The organism is Rhodohalobacter sulfatireducens (assembly GCF_022012475.1).
GTDB classification, from domain to species: Bacteria; Bacteroidota; Rhodothermia; order Balneolales; family Balneolaceae; genus Rhodohalobacter; species Rhodohalobacter sulfatireducens.
On record NZ_JAKLWS010000016.1, the window covers coordinates 1 to 19,079 of the forward strand.

Consider the following 19,079-nt stretch of genomic DNA (forward strand, 5'->3'; position numbering starts at 1 on the left):
GAAAGAATCTTTGTTTTTCGAATGTATGGTCAGATTTGGCGTAATTTTCAAAATTCAACCCCTGCTTGAACAAACCGGGAACTGTCTCAGGCTTTTCCCCAAGGGATACCTTTGGTGCAGCCTGCCGGCAGGAATTGGTTCTTCCACCCAGGGCGAGGCTCTGGGCTGTGATATTTCAGGCTGAAAGCCTGTTACAACTTAGCTTGGGGCAATGCCCCAAGTCTACATGCGGAATCCTGCAAGCAGGCTGAAAGCCTGTGACAGTCTCTACGTCTTCTGATTTCAAAATAAATGTTTTGGACAGATATGATTTAAATCTCAAAATTGGTTTGGACAGATATGTTATGCGATATTAAAAAAGAATAGATTGCTGTTTTATGAACTTGAATGATAGTTGTACATTGTCCGGGAAAAGACTGAATAAATCAGATTGGTGTGATTATCAGAAAAATTGTGAGTGAGATTAAGTGATTCCTCGAATTTTATCCAATTACCATAAGAGAAGGTACTTATTAGACCATTGTTCAGCACTCCATGTGTAACAAACAGTTTTTCAGATGTGAATTTTTTTCACAAAGCCTGGAGTTTCAAATTCTTATAGAAAACCTCTCATTATTTGCTTATGATTAAGTCGTTTTTATTACGGTGCTTTCGCATTTCAAAAGGTTTGGGGTTACCGGGCGGCATTAAATTCAATAACCATAGTACACATTCTGATAGTTCTGAATCAGAACAGTTAAGGAGAGAATCTTTCGTGTTCCCATTCACAAATCAGTTAATGAAATACTACAGTTCATTAACACTTTTTCTAAGTATTTCTTTAGTCTTTATTTCATGTACGAATGGGGGAAAGATATATCCCCAGGCACCCATAGGTTTAACATGTGAGTTACTGCAGGCACCTGAAGAAGCCGTTATCACAGATGCGAACCCGGAATTTGGTTGGATTGTAAATGATTCACGAAATGGAGCAATGCAGTCTGCCTGGCAGGTATTGGTGAGTTCAGACAAGAATCTTATTCAGAATGACAACGGTGATATGTGGGATTCAGGCAAAACCGATTCAGATTTCTCAACAAATATTTCCTATGCCGGTAAACAATTGCAAGCTAACACAGCGTATTGGTGGAAGGTACGCACCTGGGATCAACATGGAGAGGTAAGTGCTTACAGCTCTCCACAAAGGTTTAATACAGGTGATTTTAATAACACAGATAGAAACTGGCCGGGTGAAAGCCTTTGGGATCAGGTGGAAGTAGATGGTGAGACGAAGTATGTCTTCGAGAACAGGCATCCGATACGATACCATGAGGTGAAGCCGGTATCGGTGGCCAGGAATTCATCAAACAACCATTTTATCCGCTTTGAAAAGGCAGCTTTCGGTGCACTTAAACTTACAATTGATTCTCCTGAAAATGCAGATACGCTTGTTGTGCATTTGGGAGAAGATAATACGGAAAACCAGGTAAACAGGGATCCGGGAGGATCAATCAGCTATAACCGCATCGAGGTTGCGCTTGAACCCGGTAAAGAAGATTATATTGTTGAGATTCCAAGATTTGTATCAAACTATCCAAACAGCCAGGTACTTGCTGATCATATGCCCGAAGTAACGGCCTTCCGATATGCAGAAATAGAAGGCCTGGAAGGTGATCTGAAGCCTGAACAGGTACGTCAGCTTGCATTGCTTTACCAATTTGATGATGAGGCATCTCATTTTAACTCATCAAGTGAAAACCTGAACCAAATATGGGAACTCAGCAAACATACGCTCAAAGTAACGCCCTTTATGGGTGTATATATTGATGGGGGTGCCCGTGAAAGGATGCCTTATGAGGCCGATGCCTATGTTCAGCAGATTAGTCATTATAGTGTAGACCGTGAATTTGCCATACAGCGTTATACGGCAAACTTTCTGATTTTCAATCCCAGCTGGCCTACAGAATGGCATCTGCATATGGTTCTTATGGCCTGGGCTGATTATATGGCAACCGGTAACGCAGAATTTCTGGAGAAATATTATGATGAACTCAGAAAGAAAACAATGCTCCCGCTGGCAAGAGAGGATGGATTAATCAGTACCCGCACAGGGTTGGTTACCGAAGAGTTCCTTTCAAGTATTCATTACCATGGTGATATTTTCAGGGATATTGTGGATTGGCCACAGGGTACTCCGGCAAATGAAACTGAGCTAAGGAGTGGGCACGGTAGTGTAACGTTAGCCGGAGAAACGGACCGTTACATTTTTTCAGACATTAATACTGTGGTTAATGCTTTTCACTACCGAAACCTTGTATTAATGGCCAAAATTGCCGGGGTATTAAACAACATAGAAGATGAAATATTTTTTAACGAAAGATCTGAACTTGTTAAAGAATCAATGAATGAAAAACTTCTGGATAAGAATACAGGTTTGTACAGGGATGGCGAGGGAGTAGATCATCATGCTTTTCATGCCAGTATGTTCCCTGTGGCTTTTGGTATAGCTCCGGAGGAAAATTATCCCCAACTACGAGATTTTTTGATCTCCAAAGGAATGGCCAGCAGCCCATATGGAGCTCCATATTTGTTTGATGCTCTTTATAAACTGGGGGCTGAGGATTATGCGTTTGAACTTCTGACCTCCGAAACGGACCGCAGCTGGATGAATATGATCCGCTTTGGTACCACGATTACATCTGAAGCATGGGATCTGAAGTATAAACAGAATATGACCTGGAACCATGCATGGGGTGCCTCTCCGGCATATATAATAACTCGGGGTTTATTTGGGATAGAACCGCTTGAGCCTGCATACAGGTCTGTACTTATAAAACCCCGGCCGGGAGCGCTCCAAAGCGCTGAAATTAAGAGTCCTACAATCAGGGGGCCTATACATGCAAAATTCAATAAGGAACCCGGAGTATTTCGTATGGAGCTTGTTATACCCGCAAACACAAATGCAAAGGTATTGCTACCCAAACCCGAGATAGAGGATTTTACGTTTCGATTAAATGGAAATGAAGTTCCTTTTACTATTGAAGAAGAATCAGTTTCAATTGATAATCTTCAAGCCGGCAATTATCTGCTGGAATTGCGATAAAATTCTCTAATAATTGGAATTAAAAAATACAATTGATAAAAGGATTTTTTGGATTGATCTCATATTCTAATTTGATAAAAAACCGCTTTCATCAGATAAAATTTTCGTTTATCGTTACAGTAATGATTTAAAACAATAACAGTAAAAAATTACTGAAAACCTTACTACCATGACCAAATTTACACGCCGTCAATTTATCAAAACTTCAGGAAGTGCAATTGCGGGAGCGAGCCTCGCTCCATTAGCGGGACTTAAAAATCTAACCGTTGCTCCATCAGATACCGTAAATGTGGCCCTGATTGGATGCCGATCCATGGGATTTGGTGATTTAACCAATGCTATTAATGTGGAGGGTGTAAATTGTATCGGATTGTGTGATGTAGACCAGAATGTTTTGGAGGACCGTGCCGCTGATGTTGAGCAGATGACAGGATCAACACCGCAATTATATGGTGATTACCGTAAACTACTCGAAAACCCTGATCTGGATGCTGTTATTATCGGTACACCGGATCACTGGCATTGCCTGCAAACAGTCCATGCACTTGAAGCCGGCAAGCATGTATATGTTGAAAAGCCTTTGGCCAACAATATTGCAGAAATTAATGTGATGAAAAAAGCTGCAAATTATTATGGGCACGTTGTCCAGGTGGGGCAGCAGCAAAGAAGTGGTGCCCACTGGCAACATGTGGTTGATCTTGTTCAATCCGGGCACCTTGGCAAAATTCGACAGGTAGATCTTTGGGGGAATTTTGGTTACGGAGTAGGCGCAAATCCGGTTGAAGACAGTCCCGTTCCTGAGGGCGTTGATTATGATATGTGGTTAGGTCCCGCACCGGATCGAGCATTCAATCAAAATAGATACCATGGATCTTGGAGATTTTTCTGGCATTATGGTGGCGGTGTACAGACCGATTGGGGGGTCCACCTGCTGGATATTGCACTCTGGGCGATGGAGATTGATGGAATGCCACACTCGGTTCACTCAATAGGGGGTATTTTTTCAGGAATGGACCGGGCTATAGAGATGGCCGATACGCAAACCACAACTTACGCATTCGATGATTTTAACATGGAATGGAAACACACCGGCGGACTGGAAATGGGCCCATACAACCGGCACTATGGAATAGCGTTTGTGGGAAATAAAGGCACGCTTGTTGTGAACCGTGATAGCTGGGAGATTATTCCTGTTGAGGGTGAAGATGATCAACCACTTGTTGAACGAGTTTCTGAACAGGGAGACAGCTCTTATCATGATATTCATGCGAAAAATTTCATCGAAAGCATCCGTGGTAATGAAACGGAAGCGGCTCCCATTGAAGCTGGTCATTTAGCTGCGATGTACGCTCACTTGGGTAACCTCTCCTACCAGACAGGTGATACACTTAAGTTTTATAATACCGGTCAGTTGGTTGATGAAAGCAAATATATGGATATCATCAAACCGGATTACAGAAATCCCTGGACATTTCCAAGTGTTTAAATCTTCTTCAGTTATCGGATGAGTGTTTAATTTTGTATTGCATAATTTACTATTATTACTCATCCGATGATTTTATCAATTGCCATTCACAATTATAAACAACAGTAAATCACTCTATGAATATTATACTTAAGCCCACGTTTATCACACTTGTTACAATAATTCTTTTCTTTGGAGTTGCAGCAGTTTCCTGTGCTCAAGACCAACAGATGGAACCGGAAGAGACAGAATTTTATGAACCTGAAGTGGAAAAAGTTGAACCGGGTGAAGATATTTTTATAGACCCTCCTGAGGATGCAATAATATTATTTGATGGATCTGACTTAGGCCAATGGGAATCCATAAACGGGGGCGAAGCAGAGTGGGAAATTGAAGATGACGGAGCAGTTACTGTTGTACCGGGAACCGGAAATATTCAAACCAAGGAATCTTTTGGAGATGTGCAGCTATATGTGGAATGGAGATCGCCCATGAATATGGAACACAGAGGCCAAGACAGAGGTAACAGTGGTATTTTCTTACAAAAAAGGTATGAATTGCAGGTTCTCGATGCATGGAATAATCCAACCTATATTAATGGTATGGCCGGAAGTATCTATAAGCAAACATCCCCTTTTGTGAATCCCGCAAAAAGGCCGGGCGAATGGGAATCTTACAATATTTCTTATAAAGCACCCAGGTTTAATGAAGATGGTACTCTGAATGAACCGGCTCGTATTACTGTAATTTGGAATGGAGTAGTCGTTCAAAACAACACAAAGATCTATGGGCCTACCGAATATATAGGTTATCCGGAGTACAGTGCTCATGGTGAAGCCCCGATCATGTTACAGGACCATAACTCAAAAGTAAGTTATCGAAATATCTGGATTCGTCCGCTAGACAATGAACAATTCAGTATCGAAGACCATATGGAGTAAGGAGTTTGGGGATATAAAAATCTATAAGCGTACGGATCCCGACAGCTGTCGGGAGAAGTTCCTTGAAGCGTTGTGAATAAAGGTTACAAGTGCATTGTTGAAGCTTGGTTCCTAATAAACCTCAAACGATTCAGAACCTTTGGTGATTTACTGTTTTTACTAACTCGGGAAGAATACAAAATCTAAATCCTGAATAATTGTGTCAAAACCGAACATTCAAATAGTCTACGGTATGAAACGTCTCTTTTCTATTACTCTTTTCCTCTCTCTTCTATTGATATGTAGTTCACTGGGATTTGCCCAGCAACAACCGGAGAATGTAATTTTTATTCTGAGTGATGACCACCGGTATGATTACATGGGATTTCATCCCGATAGTCCCGACTTTCTTGAAACACCCGCAATGGACCGTATGGCAGCAGAAGGTGCTCATCTTGCAAATGCGTTTGTAAGTACATCTCTTTGTTCTCCAAGTCGTGCTTCGATTCTGACGGGTCAGTATCCTTTTAGGCACCAGGTGGTCGATAACAGTAATGCAATGCCGGAAGGCACTCCGTTGGTTTCGCAGGCACTTCAACAGGCAGGATATCAAACCGGTTATTTTGGAAAATGGCATATTGGTAATGAGACTGCCGATCCGCAGCCCGGTTTTGACAAGTGGGTAAGTTTCCGCGGGCAAGGTGTTTATTATAACCCGACATTGAATATTGATGGTGAAGAAGGTAATTATGAAGGATATGTCACGGATTTGTTGACTGATTATACAATCGAATGGCTGGATGAAATTGATCGCGATCAGCCCTTTTTCGCGTATCTTTCACACAAAGCCGTTCACGCTGAATTTGAACCGGCAGAACGCCATGAGGGAATGTATGCGGATGCGGAGCTGGAGTTTCCTCAGTCCATGAAGTATATCGAAGAAAATTACGAGGGCAAACCGGATTGGGTAAAAGAACAGCGGTTTAGCTGGCATGGCGTGGATTATATGTACCACAATCGCGACGATCACCCTCAAAGCCTTGAAGAGATTATCACACGATACAGCGAATCCCTTTCAGCAGTTGATGAGAGTATTGCAAGGGTCATCAACTACCTTGAAGAGGAGGGACTTGCCGAAGAGACTCTTGTCATCTATATGGGAGACAACGGATTCATGCTTGGTGAGCATGGGTTGATTGACAAGCGGCAGGCATATGAAGAATCGATGCGTGTTCCGTTATTGGCATGGGCCCCGGGATTTATTGAACCGGGTACGGTGATCGAGGAAAATATCATGAATATTGATATGACACCAACCTTCCTGGATATAGCCGGTGGTTCGATGCCCGAGGGACATACAGTTGACGGTGAATCATTTTTACCATTTTTGGCCGGCGAGACGATTAATGACTGGCGAACCGCATTTGTTTATCAATACTTTTGGGAAGATGCATTTCCACAAACTCCAACAACCTATGCAATTCGGGGTGATCGGTACAAATATATCTACTACCATGGTTTATGGGATAAGAATGAGTTCTATGATTTAGAAACCGACCCCAATGAAATGCATAACCTGATTAATGCTCCTGAACACCAGGAACGCATTCGACAGATGAAAAACAGGATGTTTGATATCTTTGAAGAGAATGGCGCAACAGATGTTAAATTCAGGCGTCCGTCTCCTTTCCGTGCAGACGAGAAACTTATTCACGAAGATTAGGTTTAATATATCTACAGACTTACAGACTAGTATCATCAATTGTAAAAACGTACATCGCTATGTTCAAGAAATTGAATTCAACACGTTTAAACGAAATCGTGAGCCCTGACGTAGCCATTTTGCTCTTAAGAATTGGAGCTGCATGCCTGGTTATGACGCATGGAATTCCAAAACTCATGAGAATCCTGGATGGTAATTTTGGATTTAGTGATCCGATAGGGTTTGGTCCCACAGTGTCTCTTTTCCTAGTAGCATTTGCTGAAGGTATTTGTGCTATTTTTGTACTTCTGGGCCTTTGGACGAGGGTAGCACTTATTCCGCTCATTATTAATTTTATAGTGGTTGTTTTTGTTGCACATGCTAACGACCCATTTGGTGATAAAGAGTTAGGATTGTTCTTCCTAATAACATTTGTAACATTGTTTTTGACTGGAGCAGGGAAGTATTCTCTTGATGGCGGTCTCAGTAAGCGTAATAGGCGTTATTAATTTTAAATAATTGTTAATATTACAAGTTGTAAATATTCGGAAGACGAAGTGTGTCTCCCTTATCATCTACAATCTCTAAATCGTAACGAATGACAATTCGTGTTCCTATTGGTGCATGATAATAGATATACCATGCAGCCGCTTCAGAAATACCAATGCAACCATTAGAGTAAGCCTTACCCAGAGTTTCGATGTTAGTAGTAGGGTGGATAAGCTGCCCGTAGCGCATCCCATTAGTTTCTGTAACCAGCCATGGAATGTTGGGCAAATCTGTAAAAATTCCATCATCTCGCTGGGTTACAAAATATCTGTGATTGTTGGTCGGATTAATGAACTTGGGTTCTTTACTGTGCTCAACAATAGTTCCCACTCCTGTTCGAGTTCTAAGGTCTACAACTCCTTCAGCCATAGCCAGATATTTTCGTTCATTGCGACCTACTCTCACCGGAAATTCGTAGATAATACTATCCCTCTGTAGAACCCGTAGTTTAAATTCTGGTATATTGAGATCCAGGTGGATATTCTCAAAAAGATACTCCAGGCTGTCCACTGCAGCAGAATCAGGAATGATAAGTTGATCTCCCGGTTTAAAGATCAGTAATTCTTTTGGGTTAAGGTTAATGATCCCGTGATCCTTTAAATGGTAATAATCTGAGGCAGCAAGCGAATCGATTACCCAGGGGTTATTGCGTATAATCAAATGCTCTGAAACCTGATGAGCGAGAATGGAATTGTACCTCTCAACAATACTATCTACAACTTTAAAGTAGTCTTTGATTTTTACAGTTTCTTTGAAGGTATAAACAGGCAGAAAAATATCTGTAGTTATTTCCTCACGACTGTAATCAATGGAACCGGTTAAATTCCTTTCTCTGAAAGGAAGCAAAAACAGAATAGCGGTAAACGAAAGAATCAATATGTATCGAAAGAGTGACATAATTCAACTTTTCTTCTTAAGAATATCAACCTTATAAAGTATTATATCTTATTTATACAAAATTTTATGTACGATTTTTAAGTACAAATGTGTAATCAATTAGAAGAGTAGTTAATTTTCTTTGCAGTTGGCGCGCAAATAAATTTTTCTAAATATTTTGAAAGAATGGACGGTCAATATCAGAAAAAAAGGGTTGGTAAACAGCGTTTATCATCATATTTTTACTGATCTGAACTAAAGCCAAAATTTAGAATAAACAATAGCAGTTAGTGTACTGCTATTTTTATTTTAAAGAAGACCAAGATGAATTATGAAAAAAAATTATCTATCAAAAGAAGGATACGAAAAGTTAGATAAGGAATTAAGAGACCTGAAAACACGTGGCAGAAAAGAAATTGCTCAAGAAATTGCCGAAGCACGTGCAAAAGGTGATTTGAGTGAAAATGCTGAATATGATGCAGCAAAAGAGGCACAGGGCCACCTGGAGACAAAAATTGCAAAACTTGAGAATACGCTTGCCACATCAACTATTATTGAGAAAGATGATATCGACACATCAAAAGCATATCTCCTGTCGACTGTTACTATTCTTAACAAGAATACCGACAAAGAGATGAAATACACATTGGTTTCAAAAGATGAAGCTGATTTTAAACAAGGAAAAATTTCTGTGGATTCTCCCATAGGACAAGCTATTCTCGGAACAGAAGTTGGAGAAGAAATTACCGTGGATGTACCGGTAGGAACTTTAGAACTTGAAATACTAAACATTGAGCGTTGATAAATGAAAATAGGTGTGATTGGTACCGGCTATGTTGGCCTTGTAACAGGAACATGTTTTGCAGATAGCGGAAATGATGTTATCTGTGTGGATATTGATGAAAAGAAAGTTCAACGAATGCAAAATGGTGAAGTACCGATCTACGAGCCGGGTCTAAATCGCGTGTTCGACAGAGCCATTCGGGAAAAACGACTCCATTTTACAACCCGCATTGAGGAAGCATTTAAAGAGTCGGAAATTATTTTTCTTTGCTTGCCTACACCTCCCGGTGCAAACGGACAGGCCGATTTAAGTTTCGTGCTGGATGTTGCCAATGATTTGGGAGATTTATTTAATAAGTACCCCGGCTACAAAGTTATTGTTAATAAAAGCACTGTGCCTGTTGGAACTGCCGATAAGGTGAAAGAGAAGATCGCTCAAAAAACAGATACTGAGTTCGATGTTGTTTCCAATCCTGAATTTTTGCGTGAAGGTGCAGCTGTAGAAGATTTCATGAAACCCGAACGGGTTGTGGTTGGCACCACCAGTGAAAAGGCAGCGGATTTAATGACAACCCTTTATGAGCCGTTTGTTCGCAGCGGTAACCCGATCATCATAATGGATGAACGAAGCTCTGAACTGACCAAATATGCTGCCAATGCCATGTTAGCTACAAAAATTACTTTTATGAATGAGATAGCTAATGTGTGTGAAAAGGTAGGGGCCAATGTAGATAATGTTCGGCGTGGAATCGGTACCGACACACGAATTGGTAAGCGATTTCTTTTTGCAGGAATTGGTTACGGCGGGAGTTGTTTTCCGAAAGATGTTCAGGCGATTCATCACACGGCAGATGAATATGGATATGAGTTCAAGATTCTTGATTCAGTGATGAAAGTGAACGAATCTCAAAAAGTATCCATCGTAGATAAAATGAAACTCTACTACAATGGAAATTTAGAGGGAAAAACAGTGGGAATTTGGGGACTATCCTTCAAGCCCGAAACAGATGATATTCGTGAAGCTCCCTCCCTCTATATAACAGAACAATTGGCAAAAATGGGCGTTTCAATGAAAGCCTATGATCCGGAAGCGATAGAAACGTTTAAAGAAGCTTCATCAGACGAAACACTTTCAAAGATGCAATTTGTGGAAGATCGTGATAGTGTAATTGATGGAGTAGATGCGCTGATTATTTGTACGGAATGGAACGAATTCAGGCGTCCGGATATGGATCGATTTGCTGAGGTGATGAACGAACCGGTTATTTTTGATGGCCGGAACCTTTATGATCTAGACAGAGCCAGAGATGCTGGACTCACTTATATAAGTGTGGGACGCCCCAGTGTGAACATATAGCAGGATTTTATAATCAAGTCTTGCTTCAACTCAACTATACAGATTGTGGAAAAAAGAATACTTATAACCGGTGGAGCAGGGTTTTTAGGATCTCATTTGTGTGACAGATATCACAAAGATGGATGGGATGTAATCTGCATGGATAATCTTATCACAGGTGCAGAGAGTAATATAGCTCATCTTGTCGGTAAAGAGCGGTTTACTTTTGTAAAGTATGATGTTACCAACTATCTGTATGTAGATGGCCCGGTAGACTTGATCCTTCACTTTGCCTCTCCGGCATCACCTATAGATTATCTCGAGATGCCCATTCAAACTTTAAAAGTGGGCTCACTTGGTACTCATAAGGCACTTGGGCTGGCACGTGCGAAAAAAGCAAAATTTTTACTCGCATCCACCAGCGAAGTTTACGGTGATCCGCTAGAACATCCTCAAAAAGAAACCTATTGGGGGCATGTAAATCCTACCGGCCTGCGCGGAGTTTATGATGAAGCCAAACGTTTTGCTGAGGCAATGACAATGGCCTATCATCGCTATCATGATATTGACACCCGAATTGTTCGAATTTTCAATACGTACGGTTCAAGAATGCGTCTTAAAGATGGACGCGCACTACCAACTTTTTTCCGCCAGGCACTGCGAAATAAGCCACTTACCGTATTTGGAGACGGAAGCCAAACACGCTCATTTACTTATGTGGATGATTTAATCGAAGGTATTATCCGCCTGTCAGAAAGTGACGAAGTGGAACCTGTGAATATTGGCAATCCAGAAGAGGTATCAATCCTTGATTTTGCAAAAGAGATTATCGAAGTGACGGGCAGCAGTAGTGAGATTGAATACCGTGAACTCCCGGCAGATGATCCGCAGGTTCGCCAACCGGATATTTCGAAGGCAAAGCGGGTGTTGGATTGGGAGCCAAAAACCAACCGTAGAGACGGCCTTGAAAAAACAATGAAATATTTTAAAAAACAGGTTTTAAGGAATGGGTGACAAAAAGCTCATTGATCTTTATCCATATCGACTCCTGGAAAACAAAGTGGAGTTTTTGTTGTTAAAACGCGCGAAGGGAGAAAAATATGATGGTCAGTGGCGAATGATCGGAGGAAAGGTTGAGAAAGGGGAAACGCACTGGGAAGGTGCACTTCGAGAACTCGATGAGGAAACGGGATTGTATCCGGAAACATTTTGGACGATTCCCAGCCTGAATCATTTTTACGAATGGAATACTGATAAAATTTTACTGATCCCGGCTTTTGCAGCGGAAATAAGATCTTCCGATTCAGTAACTTTGAATAAGGAACATAGCACAGCAAAATGGTTTGATATTGTTGAAGCTACTGATCTGATAATCTGGCCGGAACAACGACGATTATTAAAACTATTGCACAACATTGTAACCTCCAATCAAATTCTTGACGATTGGCTCGTATCACAAAACTGATTCTATCGCTGTTACTTATCCTGCCGTTCATTTTCTTAAGCAGAAATGTTGAAGCACAGAGTGCAGGGTATGAGCTACTTCCCGCACCGGATGCCTGGTATAACGACGTGGATGGAATCCGGCTGGGACTCCGCATTAAAGGACAGGTTCCCGGTACATTTAATGATGGCCCACACCGACTGGATGCCGGAGTTTGGCTCGGAACATGGTTCCCGGATCTTCCGGTTTCCTATTACCTGTCTTTTACTGAACCGATTCCGAAATGGTCTGATTTTGGGAGCGAAGCCAGTGTTCAACTGCGAAGTTCAGTTCGAACTGGATATCATAATCATGGGGTGGCGTTTAATAAACGATGGCAGCAAGGTTTTGATGAGCGGCGATATCGAGAGTTGAGATTTTACCAATCCTATCAAAAAAGATTTGAAGATGAATATACTCCCTTTCCTTTTCTTTGGAGCGATGAGGATAAGTTCCTTTCAACATTAACACTTCGCCTACAGGATGATAATCCACTTGGATGGTTCCAGGTAGAAACGACGGGTAGCGTTCAATATCTGAATGATACCTATTCGGTCTTTTCGCTAACCGCTCTTCAAAATATTCCGATTAACGAAAACTGGGGATTTCGAATTCGGTCTTTTACCGGCCTTACTTCTGATCAGGCTGATCCTGAGTATCTTTTTCCTCTAAGCAGCAAACCAGCGATACACTGGATGGAAAATGGTATCACCCGGGCTAAGGGAACCATTCCGCAGCCATGGATGGATAGCGGTTATCTGCAGGTTTCCGGCGGAGCAAATCTGAGGGGATATACAAAACGGGAAATCAGCGGATTTGTAAATCTCGAGGATGAAGATATCAATATACCACTTGCAAAATCTATTACGGCAATCAATGCTGAATTTGATTACTGGAATCCAATTGGAATACTCTTCCAAAAAATTCCTTATGTATCAGACTTTTTGACCTTCAATTCCTACCTGTTTTTTGATGCAGGTACGGAACTTGGAACTGAATCAATGAATTCTGATAAATGGTTAGCAGACGCAGGTACCGGTTTTTCATTATCTTTAAATATACCCGATAACCTCGGGAAACCGCGTGGTTTTCTGATCCGCTTTGATATGCCGTTCTGGTTGTCTGATTCTGGTACAGAAGATGCATTTAAATTTAGGCACCTGTTTGGCATTGGTGGGGTTATCTCACTGTAAATCTGGTTTGCTATGAAACGGTCGTTTCTTTTTTTAATCTGCTTGTTCCTTACAAGCGCCTGTTCTTCAAGCCGATGGGTGGTTACGGATCAGAATTCCATAAATACAGGAAGTGACCCTGTTATTCTGAGTGAAAAGCATATATTACTTCTCGAAAAAGAGCCTACCGTCGATGATCCAGTGATCAGTTTTGGTACTTACTCAGTCGTAGAAAAACAATACGAAGAGAGGGTATTGGTTGAGCGTACTGTTCAGAAGTACAGGCCGAAATGGCAGTTTTTGTTGTTGGGCATCTCGGGTGCCGTTTTTGCAGTTACAGCCGGAAATACCGACTTGATTCTTCCCTCAGTATCTGTTGGTCAGCAGGTAGCGTTTAATATTGCTGCGGCAGTGTTAGGTGGTTTGTCTTTCACAAACATGGAACCGGTAGGAGATCCTATATATACAGGGGAGACACGCTTACAACGCAGAAGTGGTACGGAAGTGCTTAATGATACTACCCAAACAGAATCTTTTGAAGAGGATATGAATATCAGCCTTAACATCTTATACCAGGATGAGGAGGTATTTTCAGAATCGGATATAATACTGGAGAACGGTAGTTTCGATCTCAACCTTGCATCTTTTGTTGAATATATCGGCAGCGATGTTGACGATGAATCTTCACTGAGTGTTGAACTTGCCTATAACGGTTTTGAGTCGTCTTATACGATTCCGGTTATGGACTTTCTGGCTCCTTTTTTGAGGGTCACCGAACCGGTAGCAGTGATCCGAAATGCTCCAACTGTAAATGAGCTGAATGTGGTCACTGAAGTTGGAAATGGAAGTTCTCTTGAACTGATTGGTGAATACTCTGATCAGTGGTATCGTGTGAGGTTTGGTGGTTCAGAAGTATTTGTGTCTAAAAATGCCGGGGAAATTCAGTGGATGTCGGAAGCTCAGTCCGGTTCGCCTGATATATTTGAATTTGCAGAGGTGCCTTTTGGTGAGATTGACGTAGAGAATTCAGTTCCGGTACTCAAACCGAATAACCCGGATGATCGCGCAGTAATTCTCACAAATGGATTTTCTGAGGAGTCTGAACCTCGTCAGTATTTAGCGCGAGATCATGACCTGTTTCAGTTCTATATGAGGTATGCCCTTCAGATGGATAATGATCAAATCACTGAGATTGAGATGGATTCAACAGGAAATTGGCGGGATCAACTTTCTAATATATCGGCGATGGATTCCACGGGAACTCTCTTTATTTATCTATCAGGATCGGCTTTTATTGATGATTCGAACTCTCTTTATTTGAGCCGGGAACGAAAAGAGGAAGGTGAATCTGAATTGGAATCTGAAATCCTTGATACATTTGAGGAATTGGAACCGTCGTCCCTGGTGCTGTTTGCTGATCTCGAGTTTATCATAAATGACTCAAATAACGGACTAAACAGTGACAAAAGTTATCAACTTGCTTTGCAGAATTTTTCAAATACTCTATTGAGAAGAATTCCGAATAGTGCTGTCGTTTTTAGTCACCGCCCGGGTCAGCAGTCCTCACTTTATATTGGTGGTGATACTGAGAATAAGCGTCATCACATCTTTCCATATTTCCTGGCCGATGCTCTAAAGAAAAGAAATGTAGAACTCTCTGAAATTGTCAGACACCTCGAGAACAATGTGGATTATACCTCAAGAAGGCTGCATGACCGCCCCCAGGAGATCCAGGTATTTGGTAATCTGACGATAGATGTCGTAGAATGATGGCTGGCTGGATCTATATCGTTCTATCTACGATATCATCCGTATTAATTGCTCATTTTTTTAAAATTTCGGAAGGTAGAAAGCTGAATACAATTCGTGTAATTACAGTCAACTACTTGATTGCCTTTCCATCTGCTTTTCTTCTTTATGGGAGTCAAGATCGGGCGGATGTTCTATTAAACGAGATGGTTGTTCCTGTATTAATGGCTGTTGTGGTGGGAGTTGTATTTATTTTCAATTTCTTCATCTACAGTAAATCTGTGAACTTGAATGGGGTTGGAATCAGTATTGCAGCGATGAGAATCTCGCTGATAGTTCCTGTTATGATCTCCACCATATGGTACCTGGAGCTGTTAACGCTAAACCAGTGGTTCGGTCTGTTGCTGGTTTTTGTTGTTTTGTATCTACTTCTGCCAAATAAAAAATCCCTTTTAAAAGGTTCATTGAGTGCCGGTTGGCTGTTGCCATTACTGTTTCTATGTACGGGGATTGGAGATGGGTCGCTAAAAATTTATGAGTCGGAATTCAATCAAATCCTGTCTAAAGGAGAGTTTATGGGATTGGTTTTTCTGACCGCATTTTTAGTTGGGGTAATAACAGTTATTTACAAAAGGAAATGGCAATTCAAAAAAATGGAAATTTTTATCGGAGCCTGCATTGGCATTCCAAACATGTTGTCTGCTGTTTTTGTAATCGAAGCACTGGAACGGATGAATGGTGCAGTTGTATATAGCTTGGTAAATGTATTGTCAGTGATAGGCGGTACATTTCTTGGGGTCGTATTTTGGGGAGATCGATTTACGAAAATGCAATGGCTGGGTATTGTATTGACAATCAGTTCAATTTTATTACTTCTCTAATGTAAGATGAGTACAATAAATCAGATAAGATATTTATCAGAATCTAATAAACACACAGTAAACCGTATAAGCATTGAACGTGCCAGGGCATGAAATTAATGGCTTGTTTATGCAACAAACGAGTCCATTCAGTTAGCTTTCAGTAAAGATTCTCAATATTATTTTTGAAAAGTCACATTGAAAAAAAATAAGAATGAAAACATACCAAACAATCAGCAAGTTTTATACGGAGAGATTTTTAAGGAACAAGTTTGAGGTTTCTTGATTGCAAATCTATTTATTAGTTCAATAAGCTTTGGTATTTCGTTACAAATCATATCATATTAACAATCAAATGGTAATTTAGCATCAAAAAAAATGAGCATAATTTCAGACATACGATCGAAAGCAAAAAGCCTTGGTAGACGAGTACTGCTGCCGGAAGCTGAACAAGACATTAGAGTGATACGGGCTGCAAACATTATCCGGGAAAATGGCCTTGCAACCCCAGTTCTTATTGGGAACGACAATAATATTTATGAACTTGCAGAGAAGCATGATGTAAAGATATCGGATAAAATTTCGGTTCTACCTGTTAACGATTACCAGTCAGAACAAGAGAAAACTCATTTTTTTAAAGAAAAATTGGCACACAAGAATCCTACGGAAGAACAGGTTCAGGCTCTTTGCCGAGACCCACTCTTTACTGCAGGCTGGTTGTTGGAAAAGGGAGAAGCCGATACCGTTATAGCGGGTTCAATTGCGTCAACACCTGATGTAATTCGAGCCGCGTTGAGAACAGTGGGGGTGGCGAGCGGTTCTTCTATCATATCCAGTACCTTTTTAATGGAGATGCCCAACGGTAAAGTATTTACATACGCAGACTGTGGCGTAGTGCCTTATCCCGATTCAAAACAGCTTGCTTCCATTGCTCTTGATTCAGGTAAAACACATCAACTTTTGACAGGTGTAGAGCCACGAATTGCATTTCTATCCTTTTCAACGAAGGGAAGTGCCCAACATGAACGGGTTGATCTTGTCAGAGAAGCTTTTGAATTAGCCCGTAAACAGAACGAAACCTGGGATATGGATGGAGAACTTCAGTTTGATGCAGCGTATATGTCAGAAATCGCCCATCGTAAAGCTCCCGATTCACCTCTTGCAGGCAGGACGAACGTATTTATTTTTCCAAACCTGGATGCCGGCAATATCGCCTATAAAATAACGGAAAGATTGGCAGGTGCAGTAGCTACAGGGCCCATTTTACAAGGTTTATCGAAACCTTACCTGGACCTTTCAAGGGGATGCTCGGTAGATGACATTGTAAATGCAGCTTCTGTTGGAGCTCTCTTGAGCACAAAATAACTGAAATTTACAATTAGATAATCTAAAGATCTTTTTAATGTGATATAGATTCTTAAATGTAGAATCTATTGCGTTGATAACCTCTTTCAATTGGTATTTCAGACGGGGATGTCCTTTCTTTAAAATTAGTTAAGAAAATTTTATTGCAGAATTGATTTTGCTTATATTGATTAAGTCCAAATAAAGAGTTCAAATCGAATTTGCTGTGAACTACCGACAGTTTTCAGTTGTTCTACCTTTCAAATGAGAAGATAAATCACAGAGTAAATACTTATGAGCGAGACAAAAGCTTTAGAATCCATGATTGGCGAGGAGTACAAGTATGGATTCACCACGGATGTTGAATATGAAGAGTTTCCAACCGGACTTAATGAGGACGTTGTTCGTCTAATTTCAGAAAAGAAAGAGGAACCGGAATGGATGTTAGAGTTTCGGTTAAAGGCATATCGTGCATGGACGGAGATGGAGGAACCGGATTGGTTTAATGCTACATATGAAAGTCCTAAGTTTGATGATCTTCAATATTATTCAGCACCAAAAAAGAAGCCTAAATTAAATAGTTTAGATGAAGTTGATCCAAACATTCGGGAGACGTATGAGAAACTCGGAATCCCCCTGGAAGAGCAGAAAATGCTCTCAGGTGTGGCTGTTGATGCCGTTTTTGATAGTGTCTCGATCTTTACGTCATTTAAAGAGAAGTTGGCTGAAGCAGGTGTAATTTTCTGTTCTATATCAGAAGCAGTAAAAGAGCATCCTGAATTAGTGAAAAAATATATGGGCTCAGTTGTACCGGCACGCGATAATTTCTATGCCGCATTAAACTCAGCAGTGTTTTCAGACGGATCGTTTTGCTACGTACCGAAGGATACAATCTGCCCAATGGAGCTGTCCACGTATTTCCGAATCAACAATATGAATTCAGGCCAGTTTGAACGGACATTGATCATTGCTGAAGACAACAGCCATGTAAGTTATCTTGAGGGCTGTACTGCCCCCATGTATGATGAGCACCAACTTCATGCTGCTGTTGTTGAACTTGTAGCTATGGAAAATGCCGAAATTAAATACTCCACCATCCAAAACTGGTACTCCGGTGATGAAGATGGAAAAGGCGGAATTTATAACTTTGTAACTAAACGAGGAGCTTGCCGCGGAGATAATTCAAAAATCTCATGGACGCAGCTCGAAACCGGTTCAGCGGTAACTTTGAAATACCCAAGTGTAATTTTGCAGGGTGATAATTCCGTTGGAGAATTTTTCTCCGTTGCTGTAACAAATAAAAGACAGCAGGCCGATACAGGTACGAAGATGATTCACATCGGGAAAAACACGAAAAGTACTATTATATCGAAAGGAATTTCAGCTGGCAGATCTGATAACAGTTATCGTGGTGAGGTTAAAATCAGCAAAAAAGCGGATAAAGCACGGAATTATTCACAATGCGATTCTATGTTGATTGGCCAAACATGTGGTGCACATACTTTCCCATACATTGAATCTTCTAACCCAACAGCAAAAGTTGAACACGAAGCAACTACCTCCCGTGTAGGCGAAGATCAAATTTTCTACTTGCAACAACGAGGAATCAGTGAAGATGATGCCATTTCGCTCATTGTGAATGGATTCTGTAAAGAAGTGCTCAAAGAACTGCCGATGGAGTTCGCAGTAGAAGCAAATAAACTGCTCGGCATCAAACTCGAAGGTAGTGTTGGGTAATAAGTAGCGATATTGAGTCAT

The 19,079-nt window shown here is 41.0% G+C and carries 16 protein-coding genes; 15 read left to right on the forward strand and 1 reads right to left on the reverse strand.

Going from position 1 to position 19,079, the window contains the following annotated elements; genetic code table 11:
• The 6 genes from L6773_RS12580 to L6773_RS12605 all read left to right on the forward strand — a co-directional run.
• Positions 1 to 184 (forward strand): hypothetical protein (locus L6773_RS12580; RefSeq protein WP_237854779.1); only part of this gene is annotated, 184 nt, incomplete at its 5' end.
• Positions 185 to 778: 594 nt separating this feature from the next.
• On the forward strand, positions 779 to 3,082 hold the full coding sequence (locus tag L6773_RS12585) for an alpha-L-rhamnosidase-related protein (protein WP_237854780.1): 2,304 nt from the start codon (positions 779 to 781) through the stop codon (positions 3,080 to 3,082).
• Positions 3,083 to 3,251: 169 nt separating this feature from the next.
• The gene (locus L6773_RS12590) at positions 3,252 to 4,568 is read left to right on the forward strand and encodes a Gfo/Idh/MocA family oxidoreductase (protein ID WP_237854781.1); all 1,317 of its coding nucleotides are present in this window, start codon (positions 3,252 to 3,254) and stop codon (positions 4,566 to 4,568) included.
• A gap of 116 nt (positions 4,569 to 4,684) precedes the next feature.
• Entirely contained in the window at positions 4,685 to 5,488 is an 804-nt protein-coding gene (locus L6773_RS12595) for a 3-keto-disaccharide hydrolase (protein ID WP_237854782.1), read from the forward strand.
• Between the two features lie 232 nt (positions 5,489 to 5,720).
• Complete coding sequence (locus L6773_RS12600; RefSeq protein ID WP_237854783.1) at positions 5,721 to 7,190, forward strand: sulfatase family protein; 1,470 nt, start codon at positions 5,721 to 5,723, stop codon at positions 7,188 to 7,190.
• A gap of 59 nt (positions 7,191 to 7,249) precedes the next feature.
• Complete coding sequence (locus tag L6773_RS12605; protein WP_237854784.1) at positions 7,250 to 7,678, forward strand: DoxX family protein; 429 nt, start codon at positions 7,250 to 7,252, stop codon at positions 7,676 to 7,678.
• A 19-nt stretch (positions 7,679 to 7,697) separates the two neighbouring features.
• Here the strand turns inward: L6773_RS12605 and L6773_RS12610 are convergent, their stop codons facing one another.
• Entirely contained in the window at positions 7,698 to 8,615 is a 918-nt protein-coding gene (locus L6773_RS12610) for a L,D-transpeptidase (RefSeq protein WP_237854785.1), read from the reverse strand.
• 310 nt (positions 8,616 to 8,925) lie between these two features.
• On the opposite strand from L6773_RS12610, the gene greA reads away from it, so the two are divergent.
• The 9 genes from greA (at position 8,926) to sufB (ending at position 19,058) form a co-directional block, all read left to right on the forward strand.
• The gene (gene greA / locus L6773_RS12615; protein WP_237854786.1) at positions 8,926 to 9,396 is read left to right on the forward strand and encodes a transcription elongation factor GreA; all 471 of its coding nucleotides are present in this window, start codon (positions 8,926 to 8,928) and stop codon (positions 9,394 to 9,396) included.
• A 3-nt stretch (positions 9,397 to 9,399) separates the two neighbouring features.
• The gene (locus tag L6773_RS12620) at positions 9,400 to 10,734 is read left to right on the forward strand and encodes a UDP-glucose dehydrogenase family protein (RefSeq protein WP_237854787.1); all 1,335 of its coding nucleotides are present in this window, start codon (positions 9,400 to 9,402) and stop codon (positions 10,732 to 10,734) included.
• Between the two features lie 42 nt (positions 10,735 to 10,776).
• Positions 10,777 to 11,727 (forward strand): UDP-glucuronic acid decarboxylase family protein, encoded by a 951-nt coding sequence (locus L6773_RS12625; protein ID WP_369431573.1) that lies wholly within the window; start codon positions 10,777 to 10,779, stop codon positions 11,725 to 11,727.
• Positions 11,720 to 12,178, forward strand: a complete 459-nt coding sequence (locus L6773_RS12630) for an NUDIX domain-containing protein (RefSeq protein WP_237854789.1) — start codon at positions 11,720 to 11,722, stop codon at positions 12,176 to 12,178. The genes L6773_RS12625 and L6773_RS12630 overlap by 8 nt, the downstream gene beginning before the upstream one ends.
• Entirely contained in the window at positions 12,157 to 13,389 is a 1,233-nt protein-coding gene (locus L6773_RS12635) for a hypothetical protein (RefSeq protein WP_237854790.1), read from the forward strand. Before L6773_RS12630 ends, L6773_RS12635 begins: the two co-directional genes overlap by 22 nt.
• 12 nt (positions 13,390 to 13,401) lie before the next feature.
• A complete protein-coding gene (locus tag L6773_RS12640; protein ID WP_237854791.1) occupies positions 13,402 to 15,138 on the forward strand; it encodes an SH3 domain-containing protein in 1,737 nt (578 codons plus the stop codon).
• Positions 15,135 to 15,998 carry an EamA family transporter gene (locus tag L6773_RS12645; protein ID WP_237854792.1) on the forward strand — a complete coding sequence of 288 codons (864 nt, stop codon included), beginning with the start codon at positions 15,135 to 15,137 and terminating at the stop codon, positions 15,996 to 15,998. The genes L6773_RS12640 and L6773_RS12645 overlap by 4 nt, the downstream gene beginning before the upstream one ends.
• Before the next feature lie 357 nt (positions 15,999 to 16,355).
• Positions 16,356 to 17,342: a phosphotransacetylase gene (locus L6773_RS12650; RefSeq protein WP_237854793.1), complete on the forward strand. Its 987-nt coding sequence runs from the start codon at positions 16,356 to 16,358 to the stop codon at positions 17,340 to 17,342.
• Between the two features lie 273 nt (positions 17,343 to 17,615).
• Complete coding sequence (sufB, locus tag L6773_RS12655; RefSeq protein ID WP_237854794.1) at positions 17,616 to 19,058, forward strand: Fe-S cluster assembly protein SufB; 1,443 nt, start codon at positions 17,616 to 17,618, stop codon at positions 19,056 to 19,058.
• Positions 19,059 to 19,079: the final 21 nt, after the last annotated feature.